This window comes from Acinetobacter sp. YH12145 (assembly GCF_013418335.1).
GTDB lineage: Bacteria > Pseudomonadota > Gammaproteobacteria > Pseudomonadales > Moraxellaceae > Acinetobacter > Acinetobacter amyesii.
In genome coordinates this window covers 141,812-160,094 of record NZ_VPCE01000001.1, presented here as the reverse complement: position 1 = coordinate 160,094, position 18,283 = coordinate 141,812, and the positions used below count along the sequence as shown (strand labels likewise).

Genomic DNA, 18,283 nt, shown 5'->3' with positions numbered 1-18,283 from the left:
ATCTGTTTAGACTATGACTGATTCAGCGCAAAATATTGCTACGACCTACGATCCGACCGAGATCGAAAAAAAATGGTACAAGACTTGGGAAGAGAGAGGCTACTTCAAGCCATCTCAAAAAGGTGATTCATTCTGTATTATGATTCCGCCACCAAACGTCACTGGTAGCTTGCATATGGGTCATGGTTTCAACAATGCCATTATGGATGCGTTGACTCGTTATAACCGCATGTCTGGCAAAAATACCCTTTGGCAGCCGGGTACCGACCATGCAGGTATCGCAACGCAAATGGTTGTTGAACGTCAATTGGGTGCTGAAGGCATCAGCCGTCACGACCTAGGCCGTGAAAAGTTCATCGAAAAAGTGTGGGAATGGAAAGAACAATCTGGCGGGAACATTACCCGTCAAATTCGTCGTCTAGGCTCATCTGTAGACTGGTCACGTGAACGCTTCACCATGGACGAAGGTCTTTCTAACGCGGTTAAAGAAGTATTTGTTAAGCTACATGAAGAAGGCTTAATTTACCGTGGTAAACGCCTAGTCAACTGGGACCCTAAACTACAAACTGCCCTTTCTGACTTAGAAGTTGAGTCTGATAAAGAAGAAGCAGGTTCACTTTGGCACTTCAAATATTTCTTTGAAGACAAATCAATCCGCACCCATGACGGCAAAGATCACATTGTTGTGGCGACAACACGTCCTGAAACATTGCTTGGCGATACAGCTGTTGCGGTTGCGCTTGATGATGAACGCTATGCAGCGCTTGTTGGCAAGAACATTATCTTGCCAATTACAGGCCGTGCTGTTCCAATCGTTAAAGACGAATATGTAGACAAAGAATTTGGTACAGGCTGTGTGAAAATCACCCCTGCGCACGACTTCAATGACTATGAAGTGGGCAAACGCTGTGAACTTCCAATCATCAACATCTTCAACAAAAATGCTGAAGTTCTTGCTGAGTTTGAATACATCGCGAAAGCGGGCGAGCAAATTTCTAAAACCATTCCTGCACCTGCGGACTACATTGGTTTAGAACGTTTTGAAGCACGTAAAAAATTGGTTGCTCAAGCGGAAGCTGAAGGCTGGTTAGACCAAATTCAACCATATACCTTGAAGCCACCTCGTGGTGACCGTTCAGGCGTGATCGTAGAGCCGTTATTAACAGACCAATGGTATGTGAAAATTGCTCCACTTGCTGAGCCTGCAATTAAAGCGGTTAAAGATGGCGAAATTAAATTCGTTCCTGAGCAATACAGCAACATGTACATGGCTTGGATGAACAACATTCAAGACTGGTGTATCTCACGTCAATTGTGGTGGGGTCACCGTATCCCAGCTTGGTACGATGCTGAAGGTAACGTATTTGTAGGTCGTGATGAAGCTGAAGTTCGTGCGAAAAACGGCATTGCACCTGAAGTTGAATTGAAACAAGACGAAGACGTGCTTGATACATGGTTCTCTTCTGGTCTTTGGACGTTCTCAACTTTAGGTTGGACTGGCGACGCGGCGAAAGATAAAGAAAACTATTTCTTAAATACTTTCCACCCGACTGATGTATTGGTCACTGGTTTCGACATCATTTTCTTCTGGGTTGCCCGCATGATCATGATGACCATGCACTTCATGAAAAATGAAGATGGCACACCGCAAGTTCCGTTCAAAACTGTATACGTTCACGGTTTGGTACGTGATGGCGAAGGTCAGAAAATGTCTAAATCTAAGGGCAACGTGCTTGACCCATTAGACTTGATTGACGGTGTTGATCTTGAAACTTTAGTACAAAAACGTACTACAGGACTCATGAACCCGAAACAAGCGGCGAAGATTGAAAAATCAACCCGTAAAGAATTCCCTGAAGGCATTCAATCTTACGGTACAGATGCGGTTCGTTTCACTTTCTGTGCGCTTGCGAACACTGGCCGTGACATCAAGTTCGATATGAAGCGTGTTGAAGGTTACCGTAACTTTGCCAACAAAATCTGGAACGCTACCCGTTTCGTGATGATGAACTGCGAAGAGCAAGTGATTGGTCAAGAAGTACGTCAAGACCTTTGGGAATTGCCTGAGCAGTGGATTGTCAGCCGTCTACAAAAAGCGGAACAAGCGGTGCAAACTGCATTTGCGACTTACCGTTTAGACTTGGCTGCACAAGCGATTTATGAGTTCATTTGGAATGAATACTGTGACTGGTATGTCGAGCTGACGAAGCCTGTATTAAACGATGAAAACGTATCGGTTGAACGTAAAGCTGAAGTGCGTCGTGTTCTTCTTTCTGTAATGGAAGCCTCTTTACGTTTGGCACATCCGTTGATGCCTTACTTAACAGAAGAAATCTGGCAAACCCTTGCGCCGAAACTCAACATTTCTGGCGAAACGATTATGCTCGCACAGTACCCTGTTGCTGACCAAGCATTAGTGAATGAACAAACTGAAGCAGATATGCAATGGCTGCAAGGTTTGATTGGTGCGGTACGTAACATCCGTGGTGAAATGGGCCTAGGTAATGCGCGTTTGTTGCCTGTTCTTCTTCAAAACACGACTGATGCGGAAAAAGCACAAATCGCACGTATTGAACCGTTGTTTAAAGCATTGGCGAAAGTTGAAAGCATTACTTTCCTTGCAGATGCTGAACAACCGCCATTGTCTTCATCATCTGTAGTTGGACATGTGTCTGTATTCGTTCCTATGAAGGGCTTAATTGACCCTAAAGCGGAATTGGGTCGTCTACAAAAAGACTTAGACAAGGTTCAAAAACAGCATGACCAAATTGCGACTAAACTTGGCAATGAAGGTTTTGTCGCGAAAGCGCCTGCTGCTGTAGTTGAAGGCGAGAAAGCCAAACTTGCTGAGTTTGCTGATCAATTAGCGAAGATTAAAGCGAATATGGAGCAAATTGCGGCGCTTTAATATGTTGTTACTTTGATCTAATTTGTGTATAAAGGGTTGAATATTCAGCCCTTTATACTGCAAATCATGAATAAATTTAAAGAACTTTTAAAAACAGTAGATACTGACAATACAGCCTTATTGGAAGAAATATTAAAACTTGTGCAAACAGGAAATGGATTATTATTTGTCGGTGCGGGCTTTTCAAGTCAAGCTATAAATATAAATAACTCTGAATTCAAATTAGCAAGAAATTTATCACATGAGATATGTAGATTAGGTAAATTTGAAGAAAGTGACGCTTTAGATTACGCAACAGATTATTTTCTAGAAAATAACTCAAAAGAATATTTAATTGACTTTTTGAGAGGAGAGTTCTCTGTAAAAGAGATACAAGAAAGTCATAAAAAAATATGTGAATTTGACTGGTTAAGAATATATACAACAAATTATGATGAAGTAATTGAAACCGCATATAAATTCCATCAAAAAGATATTCAAGCAGTTGATATAGATACCGAAGCGAAACTATATCTGCAGAGAAAGAATCTATGTGTACATCTAAATGGCTATATAAGCAATTTAAATATTAATACCTTAGAGAAAAATTTTAAATTATCACTATCATCATATTTAGATCCAAATAGTTTTATAAACTCAGATTGGGGTTATATTTTCCAAAAAGATATTGAACGGTCTTCAATTGTTCTATTTATTGGTTATTCATTATATGACCTAGATATCCAAAGAGTGTTGAAACACCAATCTGATAACATTAAAAATAAAACTTATTTCATAGTACATGAGAGTATATCGAAAGAAGAAGAATACAAATTAAAAAAATTTGGAACGGTCTTAAAAATTGGCTTAGATGGTTTCTATAATTTCATAAAATCAAAAAATTTAGTACAAAGAAAACAAGAGATTGAGTTATATTGTTTTCAAAAAATACAATACAATCTGACCAACCTACCTAAAAAAGCAAAAGACTCAGATATTGAAAAGTTATTAATAAATGGAATATTAGATGACAACTTAATACCATTACCATCCTCTGATCATAATGACAATTTCTATCTAATTAATCGACAGGCTATTAAAGACATACAAGAGTTAATTCACCATAAAGATCCTATCTTTATATCATCTAAATTAGGAAATGGAAAAACTTGTTTACTTAATATTTTAGCATTAGATCTCACAACCAACCATGGATATGAGTGCTATGAGCTTAAAAAAAGTGATCATAATATTTATAAAGAAATTGACTTTTTATTAAAAATAAGAGCAAAGGAAATTAAATGTTGTATCTTAATTGATAATTATACTCAGTATAATGAAATTATAAAATATATAAATATATATAGAAGTGAAGATACTAAGTTATTTTTATTCGACAGAACTAGTAAGCATGAAAACTCTGAATTTTATAATACTGGATATCACTTAATGGTAGACAAATTAAATGATACTGAAATAAGAAAATTTGTCTCAGTATTTACTCATTTAGGAGCTTGGGGTAAAAAATCATCGTATTCTGAATCTCGAAAAGTTCGATACTTTAAGGATGATTTAGAAGCTGAATTATCATTAATACTTTTGGAACTTTTAAAATCACCTAATATAAAAAGCAAAATCGAAGAAAACATCTCAAATTTAAAAAATGAAGATGAAAAAAATCATATCAATATTATATTGATATGTCTCTTACAGTCATTAAATATTAGTCCAACACAAAGCCTCATTTGTAAGATGTCTAATAGCAATAAAATCTATGATACTATGTTTACTATGTCTGAAAATTTTAAATCTATTTTTGGAAATTATAAAGAATTAAAAAACAGCATCTTATTCAACTTTATTTTGAAAAATCATTTTCCTGCCTCTGAAGTAACACATTCACTACTTCTTATTATTAAAAATTTGCAAGATTTAAGAGAGTCTTGGGACTTCGATGAAAGAGAGTTATATAAAGCTCTAATCAGATTTTCTTTTATAGAAAGAATTTTATCTGAAAACGTTAAAATAGAAACTTTACGCAATTACTATGAAGAGTTAAAGTATGAAATACCTGGTTTAAAAAATGATCCCCAATTTTGGTTACAATATGCTATGTGTTATATTGCACACAAGGATTACCCTAAAGCAGATCAACTGCTTAATACTGCATATGGCTTGGCTGAGGCATCATATAACACTCATAAAATAGATAACCAAAAAGCTAGACTATTACTTTTACAAATTAATGACCATAATTCCATTAATGATAATTTCGAAAAATATAGAGAAGCTTGCACTTTGATTTTAAATCAACCATCTAATGATTTTAAGATCAGAAGGATTTCAGATCTTTATGACATTACCAATAGATACTATTACTCTTTTAATCAATCACAAAAAAACATTTTAAATCCAATTTTAATAAAAGTAATTAATAGCCTTAATGAAATCAAAACTTATGATTATAAGAAAGAGCAAATAATAAATGATTTCTCAAAAATCAGAATATAAAAATAAAACTTTCCTCTCCCTTTCGGAGAGGGAAAATCTCTTAATTCTACATCGTTCATCCGATACGCGAAGAAATTCTCTCTCCTAGGAGAGAGTTAGAGAGAGGTATTTTTCAATTCAGTGCACACTGACCATAAGTGTTCTAAAACCACATCAGTCCGCCCTAACACATCATGATTCCAATACCGCACTACTTTTAAACCTAAAGCCTCTAAATACTTGGTTCGTTCGGCATCATATTCAATGGCATCATCTGTTCCATGCTGTCCACCATCTACCTCAATCACTAAACCAATTTCATGACAGTAAAAATCCACAATATAAGGTTTGATCACATGCTGACGACGGAATTTAAGATTCATAAAACGCTTGGCACGTAAAATTTGCCATATGAAGTGTTCTGCATCGGTGGCAGTGTGGCGCATAGATTTGGCGAATTCTAATAATGCAGGGTCAATTTTAATTTTTATTTCCCTCTCCCTAGCCCTCTCCCTAGCCCTCTCCCTAGCCCTCTCCCTAGCCCTCTCCCTAGCCCTCTCCCATAGGGAGAGGGAACATTCATTGTGACATCACTTAATTTAAATTATCAAATTTAAAAAATATAACAGCTAAATTTTACCCAAAATTCAATCAATAATGGAAATCCCCTCTCCTCCTAGGAGAGGGTTAGGGAGAGGTGCTTTTATAAAACCCCATTCTCCAACAACACTTCCAGCCCCTTCACCTTCTCCATATATTTCAGCCGTTCTTTTTCCCACTTCACTTGTTCTTTCAATACCGAAACATCGCCATCAATCACCTTAAACACATCTTTCACCTGCATATTTTTCGGCTTCGGTTTTTCACTCCAGTGAAAGCTATCCTTGATGTCATCAATTTGACTTGCAAGGCGTTGGCTTTGTGCTTCTAGCGCCATTTGATAAAACTTTAAATGTTCATCGGTTAAGGCTTTAGGGCTTTTGCCCTTATTAGTTTCTAGCTGTAATTGCAGCTTTAATAAATAAAACAAATCCTGTGCTTCATGAGCTTGATTCACCACTTGCAGCAACTCGGTTTTTTCAGCTTTTTTAGTTTCGTCAGGCTCTCGGTCTGGGTGAATCATGGCTGTGATTTTTAAATACACGGTTTTCAGTGATTGATTCACTAACTTTTCAGCTTGCTCACGTTTTTGCGCTAGGCGTTTACGCTGATGTTCTTCTTTCTCACGTTGATATTGATCGCTATCCCACGCTTCATAAGACTCATTTTGTTCTGTCGTTTCTTGTTCTATATCAACTTGACCTTCTACTTTGCTCTGTTCAGTTTGGGCCAACTTGGCTTTTTTATTCAGCTTTTGATTATGTGCATGGTGCTGCTGATAAAAAGCATCTACTTCAGTGACTTTTTCAAGTTCGGCTGTATTTAAGTAATTGGATTTTTTCAACTGCTTTGCCAATTTGGTGAGTTTGGCATCAAGCTGTGCTAAATCGGCTTTGGCAAAGTCTTCTTGCTGTATGTGCTGCCAAAGTTGTGCAAGCTGGCGGTAGTACACCGCATGCAAATCACGATAAATCGGCACAAGTTTTAACTGAATATAACTCTGAATCTCACTTTTGGCATTTTGCCAAAGATCTAAATCCAGCTTTTGCTGTTCGATTTGCTCAATCAGTTTATTCAGCTTTTTATGCTGTGGGGATAAAGCTTCAACTCTCGGGAGTAAACTGACTTTTAACTCAAAAGACATAAGCAAATTTAACGCAAAAAGAAAATTATAGCCGATCTAAGCACTAAGCCTATGAGCACCTTGTATGAATCAACAATGGATTTTTATCCATTAACGCTCAAACCGTTGTAAATATTGACTCAGCTCTTCTCGAACAACCACCTCATGTCCTGCATGACTTCGACTTTGTTCCAAGAGATGTTCTGAGTCGATCACTACCACGCGATGACCATCCGCAATTAAACGATCTACACCTTCAAAGAGCATTCGGACACCAACATCGTGTATCAAAGAAATATTGGTCAGGTCTAAAACGATATGGTTATTCGCAACAGGTTCATCCTCTAAGATCCGCAGCAACATTTCCGACTCAGTAAATTGCAAAACGCCGCGCAGTTCATACACCACCACCGAATGATCAAGGCCGCAGGTATAGCGACTTTGGACGATCGTTTGCGCTGAAGGTGTTCCCTCCATCACATGTAGCCCCATGTCCTTAGACAGTCGTTCAAATATTTCGACGCCCCGAACACTATTCCCATGTGTATCCAGTTTCGGACTAAAGACCGCCAGCCCAACCTGCCCCGGTAAAGCTCCCATGATGCCACCGGCCACACCGCTTTTGGCAGGAATACCGACCGTTGTCAGCCAATCACCCGCAGCATCATACATGCCGCAAGTCATCATCACACTCAACACTTGGCGCACCACCGAACGTGACAGCAACCGTTTACCTGTGGCTGCTTGCACACCACCATTGGCAAGCACACTGGCCATTTTTGCCAAATCTTTAACCGTCACTAATATTGCACACTGACGAATATAGCCGTTCACCACATCTTCAGGGTCTTCTTCAAGTACACCGACTGTGCGCAGCATGTAACCGATCGACAAATTTCGAAAAGCCGTCTTCACTTCAGACTTATAAACCGCTTCATCAAAACTCAGCTCACGCCCCGCCAGTTCACTTAAAAATTCACGGAGTTTTTCAGCTCGAGTGCTGTGTTCGTCATGCGGTAAAAGTGAATGTGTGGTGATTGCACCCGAATTGATCATCGGGTTTTTCGGGGTATTGCTTTGTGGATCGAGTGCAATTTGATTGAATGCCTCTCCCGATGGCTCGACACCGACTTTTTTTAATACCACATCCAAACCTTGATGACGTATCGCCAAGGCATAAGCAAAAGGTTTAGACATCGATTGAATGGTGAACTCGACTTCGTCATCACCCGTGGAATAAATTGTGCCATCTACGGTAGACAGTGCCAAAGCCAGTCTATTTGGATTGGCGTTAGCTAACTCAGGAATATAATCTGCCAAAGCTCCGTGCTGATTGGCATCGCAGGCATTGAGGACATGCTGTAAATAATCTGGAACAGGCGTTTTCATAAGGGCTATTTTTTGTTGTGTGCTTTTTTATTTATAACAAATTGAGCTGCCTCTGTATAAGTCCTTATGGTGAAGCCGTGTTCTGAGCTAAAACCTGTATGTGCTGTATATTCAAATGGTGCATCATTTCTCGAATAAAAACGAAATAACTGAGTTGAATGATTGCCTGTTCACCAAATAGATTTTGGTAATATTCGGTATGTTCAATCATTTCATTAAAGCCATGTTCTAAGCTTTGTCGGTCAATGTGGGTCGCATGTTCAAAAAAGCTCTGCGCCAATATATGCAGCATCGCATCATTCGACTGAGCATAGCGCTGCGTCTGATAATCGAGCTGTAATCGTTCTAAAATTTCTTCAATTTCATAGATCAAATATTCAATTGCCAAAGCATCGAAGCGCTGATGTCGAACACATTTTTGCACCAAAGCGACTAAGCCATGATCAAAATGAATATTCTTTTGCTCGGTCTGAAAGTCGAGCTGCGCTAATCCGAGCTGAAATTGTAATTGCTGCATAACTATCGTTTAAATTATTTAATCTTCTGCCAAGTTTAACTCACGAAAGCTGCGTACTTGGTTACGACCTTGTTGCTTTGCCATGTACAGCGCTTGATCGGCCATACGCGTGACCACAGCAGACGGTGTCCCCTCAATCGCAGTTGCTACACCAAAACTTGCACTAATCTTCAACATTTGTTGGTTGGCTATCATGGTTTCAGCTTCAGAAATGGCTAATCGACAGCGTTCAGCGACATCTATCGCCTGCTCTAAACTCTGATTTTTTAAAATCAAAATAAATTCTTCGCCGCCATAACGCCCAACCACATCTTGCACACGGGTATTATCATTTAAAATTTGAGCAACACGTTGTAAAACGGCATCTCCTGCATCATGTCCATATTGGTCATTGATCAGTTTAAAATGGTCGAGATCAAGCAAAACCACTGCAAATTCAGGCCGTGTCTGTTTGCTGAGTTTATCAAGTTCATGACTAACATAACGTCGGTTAAACACATTGGTCAGCCCATCGACACGGCTGAGGACTTCCATCTTTTGTTCACGGTGTCGCCACTGTAAAAGCAAAATCTGAAAAAATACTGCACTGATGATCAATATGGGTAAATACAACTCCGCCATACTCATCAGCCAAAAGGCATTGTCGTAAAACTCACTCTGTTTTAAAGCTGGGCTGAAAATCGGTGCATATTCTAGATGGTCAATCGAAGTTTGATAGCAAATGTAGCCAATAAACAGTGTGATCGGAAATGTAATACTGAGCATAATTGCAGGACGATAAAAAACCAAACCGACCATCAACAAATTGACTGTTCCCGCCATGGTGGCAGGACTATAGATCCCGATCATATAGCCACCATAGATCATGCCGATCCCAAATAGGACGGGCGCAAAATAGCTAAAAAACAGTCTAAAATTTAAATATTTTTTGAAATAAAGACTGAGTACTGCCAATACGCCATAACTGAGTAGGACTATACAAGCGACGATGATCCTCAACTTGAGTTCATCTGGATTAAACCAAATCCGATTTGTCGAATAATAAAAATTCATGATGCACCACTTCAACACGCTGACTTGACTCAGCATGCCAAAGATGAGGAGTAAACGCCCTTTATCGTAGTCAGACCAATTGATGATGAGATAGTCTGACTCAAACAAAAGATGCTTCAATTTACGCCATTGTACGCCCCATTTCGTACAGACAGCATTGCCCCAATTCTTCCCCATTAATCTTCTTTTTTATTTTATTATTTCGCTAGTTATACAAGGTTTTAACTTCAAAAAGAAAGCCTATTTTCACAGTTAAAAGTGCAACCTTTGAAGCCTTTAAACTTCACTTACACCACTATTCAAATTACTTTTCCGCTATTTTTTTTAGCTCAATTGGTCACTTTTATCTTTTTGAAATAGTACAGTTTATTATTCTAAACGCTCGGTGAATAAGATCCCGTTCAGATGATCGACCTCATGTTGTACGATCCGTGCAGGAAAGCCATTCAGGGTTTTCTCTTTGACTTCACCTTGAAGGGTCAAATATCGCACGTGAATTTGCTCGGCTCTCGGGACTTGTCCTCGTGCATTCGGCACACTTAAGCAGCCTTCTTCACCCAAAACCGTGGTCGTAGATCGAGATGTAATCACTGGATTGACCATCACGATCGCCTCCATTTCAGGCGCATCGGGATAGCGTAAATTTGCACGTGAAGCCACGATAATCACCCGCTTTGAAACATAAATTTTCGGCGCGGCAATGCCTACGCCTTGACGCTCAAGCATAGTGGCATGCAGTGTTTCACTTAGTGCAGTTAACCATGCAGAACCTATTTCAGATGCTTGTACCTCTGCGGCAGTGAGCGTCAAAATTGCCTCACCACGCTGTGCAACAGCAGCAACATAACTCATGTTTTTATCCTTTTAAGTCTAGCGGGCTTAAATTACGTAAAAAAAACAATCATGCAATATGCATTATTATCGGTTCTGAGTATAAAACAACAGCATGCTATGGCTTTGAATCTTTTGTGGTTTATATAGAGCACAAAGTAAAATAGTAGATCATACTACCCTATACCATTGATATTTATCATTTATACATCAAGGTACGCCATTATCTATTAGCAATCATTCTTTAAGTTAATGCGACTTTATCTATATTATTTTATTCTTAATTAATGATATTTTCATAACTATAAGTTTTTAATAATGCAACAAAGTTTGATTATTCAATAAAAATTTGAATCACTAAAATCCTCAAATGCTATTTGCTGCTGGAAAATATTTGCATGGAAGCTCAGCCACGCCTGACTCGTCAAGATAAACGTACCCTCGGACTGTCATCACTCGGTGGAGCTCTCGAGTTTTATGACTTCGTTATTTATGTATTTTACGCCAAAATTATTTCGGAACTGTTTTTCCCCACTGGACTCAGTCCATTTTGGGCGATGCTAAATACCTACGGTATTTTTGCCGCAGGATATTTTTTCCGCCCATTGGGTGGTGTGGTGATGGCGCATTTTGGCGATTTGATTGGTCGTAAGCGTTTATTTAGTTTGTCTATTTTACTCATGGCTCTGCCTACACTGATGATCGGTGTGATGCCGACTTTTGAAAGTATTGGCTATGCAGCACCACTTTTGCTCCTACTGATGCGTGTGATTCAAGGCATCGCGATTGGTGGTGAAATCCCAGCGGCATGGACTTTTGTTTCAGAGCATGTGCCTGAGCAAAAAATTGGGATCGCCAATGGCTTACTCACTGCTGGCTTATCTTTAGGTATCCTATTGGGCGCACTGATGTCTTTGTTTATTTCATTACAATTTACAGAGTCAGAAATCCATGACTGGGCATGGCGGATTCCATTCATTCTAGGCGGAATCTTTGGTTTTGTTGCGCTCTATCTCCGCAGTTATTTAAAAGAAACGCCTGTATTTAAAGCCATGCAAGAAAAGAAACAATTGGCTAAAGAGCTTCCTGTGAAACAAGTGCTGCAACAGCACAAAACAGGCGTTGTGATTGGTATGCTGTTTACATGGTTCTTAACTGGCTGCGTTGTTGTATTGATTTTAGCGATGCCAAATCTACTCACGAGCACCTTTGGTTTTGAACGTGCAGATGCCTTTAAAATGCAAAGTGCCGCTATTGTGATGCAAATGGTCGGTTGTATCTTGGCAGGTCTTTTGGCAGATCGCTTCGGTGCGGGTAAAGTGATGCTATTCGGTTCCCTCCTTGTTGCGATAATTGCGGGCGTGTTCTATAACAGCTTGGGCCATGTGGCAGCATCGACCGTGTTTGCGCTCTATATGCTGCTCGGTTTGGCATCAGGCACGGTTGGTATGGTGTCTTATAGTATGGTGAAAATGTTCCCTGCACAGATTCGTTTCTCGGGCATTTCATTTTCATACAATTTGGCCTATGCCATCGCGGGTGGTATCACCTTGCCATTGGTTCAATGGTTGAGTTTATACAGCAACATTGGCGCCATGTATTATATATGGAGCGTCTGTTTGGTGACCTTCTTTACTGCGATGCTCTATCGTCAACGTTTTGAAAAAACTTCGCACTAAAAATAAAAAAGCGGTCAATGACCGCTTTTTTTAACTTGCTTTCAAATCAATTCAGGCTTTTAAATTTTTACGTAATTCATCTTCTACAATTTCAATCTCAAGCTGACTAAAACGACGAATTTCACCTTCTGCATGTTTTTCAAGTAATCCACCAATCAGTGGAACTTTGACTTTCACCGTCCAGTCCAAATTGAAACTCACTTGTGTTGCATCACCACTGACACTTCGTTTACAACTGGCTTCGAGCGGTAGGTTCGGATCTAGTTTGACGTCAGAGGTTAATGCCGCCAAATTACTAATATCCGTACGTTTCAGACGAAACGCATCTTTTAAAAACTTCTTGGCAATATCTGGAATATTTACATCAAGGTTATACGCACGTTTTAAGGTATACATATCACCTGTTTTTTTTGATTCTAAAATTTCTAGATTTTCACCCGGTATGCGTTTGCACACCGCTTCATGCAAGCTGATATCTGCGGCTAGTCGTTTAAAATCTTCAAGTGAAACGCCATGAATTGTGGCATTGACGGTAAATTGATGTGCCATTCTCGTAATCCTTCAGGTCAATATTGGTTTTATTGTTTTATTTCGCCCAGTCTACAGTTGCTAAAACTGTGCTTTGGATTAAATCGGAAAGCGCTGTGGCTGTCATTGACCTGAAACCAAGCTAGAAAAACAGAATTGCCATACTGAAATTCATAGGGACTCTGGCTTAAAGGACTTTTTGATAGATTTGCCCATGCTGATCTTTAAACTCGAGCTGAAATTCCCAGCCCGCATCAATTTTTAAATACATTCCTGCATAGGACAACTTTGCGTACCAATGACCAAAGTCGAGGCTAAAAATATCAAAGCTGGCTTGTTCAGGAAGCTGTTGCATTGGTTTTGCATGTATCAAAGCGCTTGGTTCAAAAGACGTGCAGTGCGAGCCATAATCATGAAAAAGTTTGAAACATAGCTGATTAAAAATTTTAAATGTTGAATCTTTTGGGATCAAGTTGCGTCATTTTTTTATAACATTCCATATCTTTTCATTTCTTCCTGCGCTTATTTTTATCTTTATAAAACGAATCTTTATAGAGCTGATTTTAAAAATTTTAGTTATTTTAACCGCATGCTATGCACCACACCATCTCGATCACGGTGTACCAATTTGATCGGTTGTGAATAATCGATCAAGAAACTTTGGTGTTTATAACTGATTTGGATGCCGTATTCATCTGCACCATCATCCAAACCGCTGATGCTACATTGCGTCCCTTGTGGAAATGCCTTGAGCCATTCAGCGTTATACACATCTGCTATTTGCTCAAACTGAAAAAAGCTCGCCTTTTGCTGCAGTAGAACCGTAGCTTGTCGGTCAAAACGCAGTTGCTGCTCAAGTTGAAAGTCGATAATCATGACTCTGCACGCTCTTTACTTATTCATCGGGATCGGATCATCGGCTATTAAAATCAAGCTTCGCAGACACCCAATTTTGCTTATAAATTCACAGAGGATTTTATGACATGTCTTAGACTCAAATGCACACAGCCACATTTCTTAAGGCATAAAAAAGGCACTTCTCATCGGGGTGAAGCCCGATTATGAAATGCCCTTTATGGTTACAAAGTAAATATATTTTTATAAATTGTCAAATTGGGAATGAAAAAAACATCTGTGGGCTAAATGGATAAAGCTTTCATCGCCTGTTGCTGCTGTTTATTTTTGACTTGTGTCCATTGCCACCAACCAAATGCCGCCAAGCCCACAAAACCTGCATACAACGCCGCAGTGAGATACAGGTCTTTGTATATAAACATACCCACATAGATAATATCGACAAATACCCAAAGCACCCAAGTAGCAATATGTTTCCGGCTGGTCCAATACGTTGCGAGTAAGCTAAACGCGGCCAATTGTGCATCCAAAATTGGTACGGCTGCATCGGTAAAATAGTGCAGGCTTAAACCAAAAATCAAACCGCCCACCGCAGCTAAGAGCATTTGAAAGATCACAATTTTGGTCGCAATCGGTTCAATACGGATGTCATGATCTTGTTGTTTGCCCTTCAACCAGTGATAAAAACCGTAGAAGTTCACCACCACAAAGAAAAACTGCAAAATGGTTTCGCCATAAAGTTTGTAGGTATAAAACAGGTAGGCATACAGCAAAAAAGCTGCAAAGTTAAACCACCAACACCACATATTTCGCTTAATGGTTAAACTCACCCCGATTAAGCTAATAATAACTGCAAATATTTCTAAGTTCGACATGGTTGATTGGGCCTTAAAAAAGCTGCAGCTATTATGGAAAAAATCAGCCCAAAGGCAAGCTATATCCCACACTATTTCATATCAACTCTGTAAATTTTAAATCAAACCACTCATCCACCAGACGATGATTTTGATGTTTTGAACGCATCAGTTTTGACAGTTTTCTAACAATCGTTTAAAAACTTAGCTATGCATAAAGAATAATCAGAAGGAATCATCCAAATGTCAGAACAACAAGGTCGTGTAAGTCGAGAAATCCGTGGTCATCTTTATTTGATCGGTTTGGACCGTGCAGATAAACGAAATGCGTTTGACAGTCATTTAATTCATGACCTTTCACTGGCGCTCACTGAATATGAAGATGATCCAAATTTACGCTGTGCGGTGATTTTTGCTCATGGCGATCATTTTACTGCGGGTCTAGATCTGGTCGAACTACAACCCAAACTTGGCAGCGGGCTGTTTAATTTTCCTGATCAGCAAATTAATCCGTGGGGAACCAACTCACGACAACGAAAAAAACCAGTTGTGGTCGCGGTACAAGGGTTCTGTTTTACAGCGGGTATTGAACTCATGCTGAATGCCGATGTCGTGATCGCACAGCGTCAGACCGAGTTTGCTCAAATGGAAGTGCAACGTGGCATTCTTCCTTTTGGTGGTGCAACAGTTCGCTTTGTGCAAGCAGCGGGTTGGAATAAAGCCATGCGTTACTTACTCACGGGTGAACGTTTCAATGCGCAAACGGCATATGACATGAACTTGGTGACTGAAATCACTGACCAAGCACCCTTATCTCGTGCCATTGAACTTGCGGAACAAATTGCGCAGGCCGCACCACTAGCGGTTCAGGCAACACTCGCTGCAGCACAGCAAGGGGTGCATTTGGGAGCCGATGCTGCCTTTGCTCAATTAGATCAGCATTTACAACCACTACTAAAAACACAAGATGTACAAGAAGGTGTGATGGCCATGCTACAACGTCGCGCAGCCAATTTTCAGGGCAAATAACCCTTTATTTAAACTGAGTAAACCCTTTACGTCCTGCCTATCAAGAGAAAAATTATGTCAACGGATTTAGAATCAGCAGCGCAAGAAATACATAGTACACCCGTGAGTTTCCCTGCAACCGATGGTTATACGCTTTCAGGCGTTGAATATCGGCCTAATACTGCCGCTAAGGCCAATATTATTATTTCAAGTGCGACAGGTGTACCTCAACAATTTTACCGTCGTTTTGCCGAGTATGCCGCAGGACTCGGTTATCAAGTATTAACTTTTGATTATCGTGGTATTGGACGTTCTGCTCCTCCAAAACTCAAAGGCTTTAAAATGTCCTACCTCGACTGGGGACGTTATGACCTTTCTGGTGCCATAGCTTATATGCAACAACACGGTCAGGAAACTTTTCTAGTGGGACACTCCTATGGCGGTCAAGCACTAGGCCTCACCTCAAATCATGATCAGATACGTGCCATGTATTGTTTTGGCACTGGCGCAGGTTGGCATGGCTATATGCCATTTAAGGAAAAAATGAAAGTGCACGTGATGTGGAATATCGTTTTTCCACCGATGGTTGCTGTCAAAGGGTATTTGCCTTGGAGCAAACTCAATATGGGCGCTGACCTTCCTGTCGATGTCTATAAACAGTGGCGCCGTTGGTGTAAAAACCCAACCTATTTCTTTGCCGACCCTGAGCTGAGTGAGTTATCTCAACAATATGCTGCAGTTCAAACGCCGATTTATGCGGTCGCTGCGCTCGATGATGACTGGGCATTACCCAATTCACGACATGCTTTTATGCAGCATTATGCGCAAGCATCAATGCACTATATCAATATTGAAGCGCAAGATTATGGTCTAAAACAGATTGGTCATATGGGATATTTCCGCAAAGGTGCTGAACTCTTATGGCAGGAAGTGATTGGAAGGTTTAACGAGCTATTAGTCGCCTAGACCAATTTACTTCATACATAGCACATTGATTTATTCGGATAGAGAGATACATGCGTCCACGGAAAAACACCTCTGAACATCTATTACTACAGTCAGCACACGCCTTTAAACGCTATGGTTATATGGGCTGTAGCATGGGGAAATTGGCTGAAGCCTGTGGACTCTCAAAAGCTGCGTTTTATTATGACTATCCGAATAAAGACGCTTTGCTGATGGAAATTTTAAACCTGACACACGTGAAGTTAAAGCACAGTATTTTTCAGCAATTACAGCAATCCACTGCATCACCTCAACAGACTTACCCGCACATCCATCAACTGGCCATCCAGTTTTTTAGCCAAGGTGGATTAGGTTGTTTAGTCGGGATATTAAGTATGGAACGTCAACATTTGCCTACCGAGATTTTTGCAAAATTACAATCCATCTTTCACGAGTGGCAACTCGCCTTTGAAGTGTTTTTTCAGCGATGCATGACCATCGAACACGCCACGCAACTTGCCAAAATCAGCTTGGCAGATTATGAAGGCGCAATTTTAATGGCCCGAATAACCGATGATTTGAGTTATCTCGATTTAGTCCAAGATCGCATTTTGCTTCAACTTGCGGAGTCTTGATAGCGATATTCAATTTTATGTTCTTCGCCAAAACGGTCGACATGTGTATAAAACTCACCGTATCGGCCTAAATAATACTCGAGCGATTGATTGTAAAAACTCCAATAAATCGACCATTCATTCAGATCTAATTGGCGAATTTGAGTTTTACAATTCACTGGCATGCGACGTAAAAAGACTTCTTGTAACTGCTCGGCTGCCTGTAGCGAATCTAATTTGTATTGTTGTTGAAAGAAAATTTCCGCAATATCATCAAAAAGTTGCTGTTCATATTCATCAACTTCAATGACCTGATCGACTTGGCGTATAGCATAATCATTCGATGCTAAAGAGATACTGTTCGATTTTTCTGGTGCTTGGTAGCGCGTATATTTTTGACGATATTTTTCTGTTTTTAGGATTTTTTTGACCACAATGCCCGCTGCAGACAACGCGATCAGAATACATATCACAATGAGAAAATTAACCATAATAACAACCTACTGCCGATGACGAGCATGCACATCTTGAATCATCGAATATTTTTATGGACTAATATAACGCACAATAACGTTTAAAATTCATACAAAATTATTTTAAAGCTGAAATCTTGCCTATTTTCTTTGCTAATTTATTTCAAACTATTACACCTGCTGAAATCATTGAGTATGTATACATTTCTAAAAAATCTATTATTACTTTAAAAACAGTATAGTTAGATGCATTTATGTCGTTATTTATCCGTATTTAACGATTAATTTATAAATATACATTTGTAAATTTTGCAACAATTTTGAAATAAAAACCCAACCCAACGGCGCAATGGCTGCAAAAAAACATAAAACGCAACAAGAAGCCTCTTTAAGCACAAGGCGATATCTTCTGAAATGGCAGGCTGTTGGAGTTTTCT

The 18,283-nt window shown here is 39.6% G+C and carries 17 protein-coding genes; 6 read left to right on the top strand and 11 right to left on the bottom strand.

The window, feature by feature from the left end:
* Nucleotides 1-13: 13 nt before the first annotated feature.
* Together FTU80_RS00750 and FTU80_RS00745 are read left to right on the top strand one after the other, a co-directional pair.
* Nucleotides 14-2,908: a valine--tRNA ligase gene (locus FTU80_RS00750; protein ID WP_180083720.1), complete on the top strand. Its 2,895-nt coding sequence runs from the start codon at nt 14-16 to the stop codon at nt 2,906-2,908.
* Nucleotides 2,909-2,974: 66 nt separating this feature from the next.
* On the top strand, nt 2,975-5,398 hold the full coding sequence (locus FTU80_RS00745) for an SIR2 family protein (RefSeq protein WP_180083717.1): 2,424 nt from the start codon (nt 2,975-2,977) through the stop codon (nt 5,396-5,398).
* A gap of 95 nt (nt 5,399-5,493) precedes the next feature.
* Here FTU80_RS00745 and FTU80_RS00740 read toward each other — a convergent pair whose 3' ends face one another.
* From FTU80_RS00740 to def, 6 genes are all read right to left on the bottom strand, one after another.
* Nucleotides 5,494-5,862 carry an endonuclease domain-containing protein gene (locus tag FTU80_RS00740; protein WP_180083813.1) on the bottom strand — a complete coding sequence of 123 codons (369 nt, stop codon included), beginning with the start codon at nt 5,860-5,862 and terminating at the stop codon, nt 5,494-5,496.
* A gap of 218 nt (nt 5,863-6,080) precedes the next feature.
* Complete coding sequence (locus FTU80_RS00735; RefSeq protein ID WP_180083714.1) at nt 6,081-7,121, bottom strand: molecular chaperone DnaJ; 1,041 nt, start codon at nt 7,119-7,121, stop codon at nt 6,081-6,083.
* Between the two features lie 90 nt (nt 7,122-7,211).
* Nucleotides 7,212-8,489: a glutaminase gene (locus FTU80_RS00730; protein WP_180083711.1), complete on the bottom strand. Its 1,278-nt coding sequence runs from the start codon at nt 8,487-8,489 to the stop codon at nt 7,212-7,214.
* Between the two features lie 64 nt (nt 8,490-8,553).
* Nucleotides 8,554-9,006, bottom strand: coding sequence for a hypothetical protein (locus FTU80_RS00725; RefSeq protein WP_180083708.1), 453 nt, complete (start codon nt 9,004-9,006; stop codon nt 8,554-8,556).
* 18 nt (nt 9,007-9,024) lie between these two features.
* Nucleotides 9,025-10,236: a GGDEF domain-containing protein gene (locus FTU80_RS00720; protein ID WP_180083705.1), complete on the bottom strand. Its 1,212-nt coding sequence runs from the start codon at nt 10,234-10,236 to the stop codon at nt 9,025-9,027.
* A gap of 192 nt (nt 10,237-10,428) precedes the next feature.
* Nucleotides 10,429-10,911 carry a peptide deformylase gene (def, locus tag FTU80_RS00715; RefSeq protein WP_180083703.1) on the bottom strand — a complete coding sequence of 161 codons (483 nt, stop codon included), beginning with the start codon at nt 10,909-10,911 and terminating at the stop codon, nt 10,429-10,431.
* A 377-nt stretch (nt 10,912-11,288) separates the two neighbouring features.
* Between def and FTU80_RS00710 the strand changes: the two genes are divergently transcribed.
* Complete coding sequence (locus tag FTU80_RS00710) at nt 11,289-12,569, top strand: MFS transporter (protein ID WP_180083700.1); 1,281 nt, start codon at nt 11,289-11,291, stop codon at nt 12,567-12,569.
* A gap of 51 nt (nt 12,570-12,620) precedes the next feature.
* Here the strand turns inward: FTU80_RS00710 and FTU80_RS00705 are convergent, their stop codons facing one another.
* The 4 genes from FTU80_RS00705 to pnuC form a co-directional block, all read right to left on the bottom strand.
* Nucleotides 12,621-13,118 (bottom strand): DUF2505 family protein, encoded by a 498-nt coding sequence (locus FTU80_RS00705; RefSeq protein WP_078192225.1) that lies wholly within the window; start codon nt 13,116-13,118, stop codon nt 12,621-12,623.
* A gap of 166 nt (nt 13,119-13,284) precedes the next feature.
* Nucleotides 13,285-13,452: a hypothetical protein gene (locus FTU80_RS00700; protein ID WP_180083697.1), complete on the bottom strand. Its 168-nt coding sequence runs from the start codon at nt 13,450-13,452 to the stop codon at nt 13,285-13,287.
* 221 nt (nt 13,453-13,673) lie between these two features.
* Nucleotides 13,674-13,973, bottom strand: a complete 300-nt coding sequence (locus FTU80_RS00695) for a hypothetical protein (protein ID WP_180083694.1) — start codon at nt 13,971-13,973, stop codon at nt 13,674-13,676.
* 263 nt (nt 13,974-14,236) lie between these two features.
* Nucleotides 14,237-14,827, bottom strand: coding sequence for a nicotinamide riboside transporter PnuC (gene pnuC, locus FTU80_RS00690; RefSeq protein WP_180083691.1), 591 nt, complete (start codon nt 14,825-14,827; stop codon nt 14,237-14,239).
* A 222-nt stretch (nt 14,828-15,049) separates the two neighbouring features.
* Here pnuC and FTU80_RS00685 point away from each other — a divergent pair, with 222 nt between their 5' ends.
* From FTU80_RS00685 to FTU80_RS00675, 3 genes are read left to right on the top strand one after another with little or no spacing between them, the layout of a single operon-like run.
* A complete protein-coding gene (locus FTU80_RS00685; protein WP_180083688.1) occupies nt 15,050-15,835 on the top strand; it encodes a crotonase/enoyl-CoA hydratase family protein in 786 nt (261 codons plus the stop codon).
* A gap of 54 nt (nt 15,836-15,889) precedes the next feature.
* On the top strand, nt 15,890-16,780 hold the full coding sequence (locus FTU80_RS00680) for an alpha/beta fold hydrolase (RefSeq protein ID WP_180083685.1): 891 nt from the start codon (nt 15,890-15,892) through the stop codon (nt 16,778-16,780).
* A gap of 50 nt (nt 16,781-16,830) precedes the next feature.
* A complete protein-coding gene (locus FTU80_RS00675; RefSeq protein ID WP_180083682.1) occupies nt 16,831-17,394 on the top strand; it encodes a TetR/AcrR family transcriptional regulator in 564 nt (187 codons plus the stop codon).
* Here FTU80_RS00675 and FTU80_RS00670 read toward each other — a convergent pair.
* The gene (locus FTU80_RS00670; protein ID WP_180083679.1) at nt 17,376-17,864 is read right to left on the bottom strand and encodes a hypothetical protein; all 489 of its coding nucleotides are present in this window, start codon (nt 17,862-17,864) and stop codon (nt 17,376-17,378) included. The two genes, FTU80_RS00675 and FTU80_RS00670, sit on opposite strands and share 19 nt — an antisense overlap.
* Nucleotides 17,865-18,283: the final 419 nt, after the last annotated feature.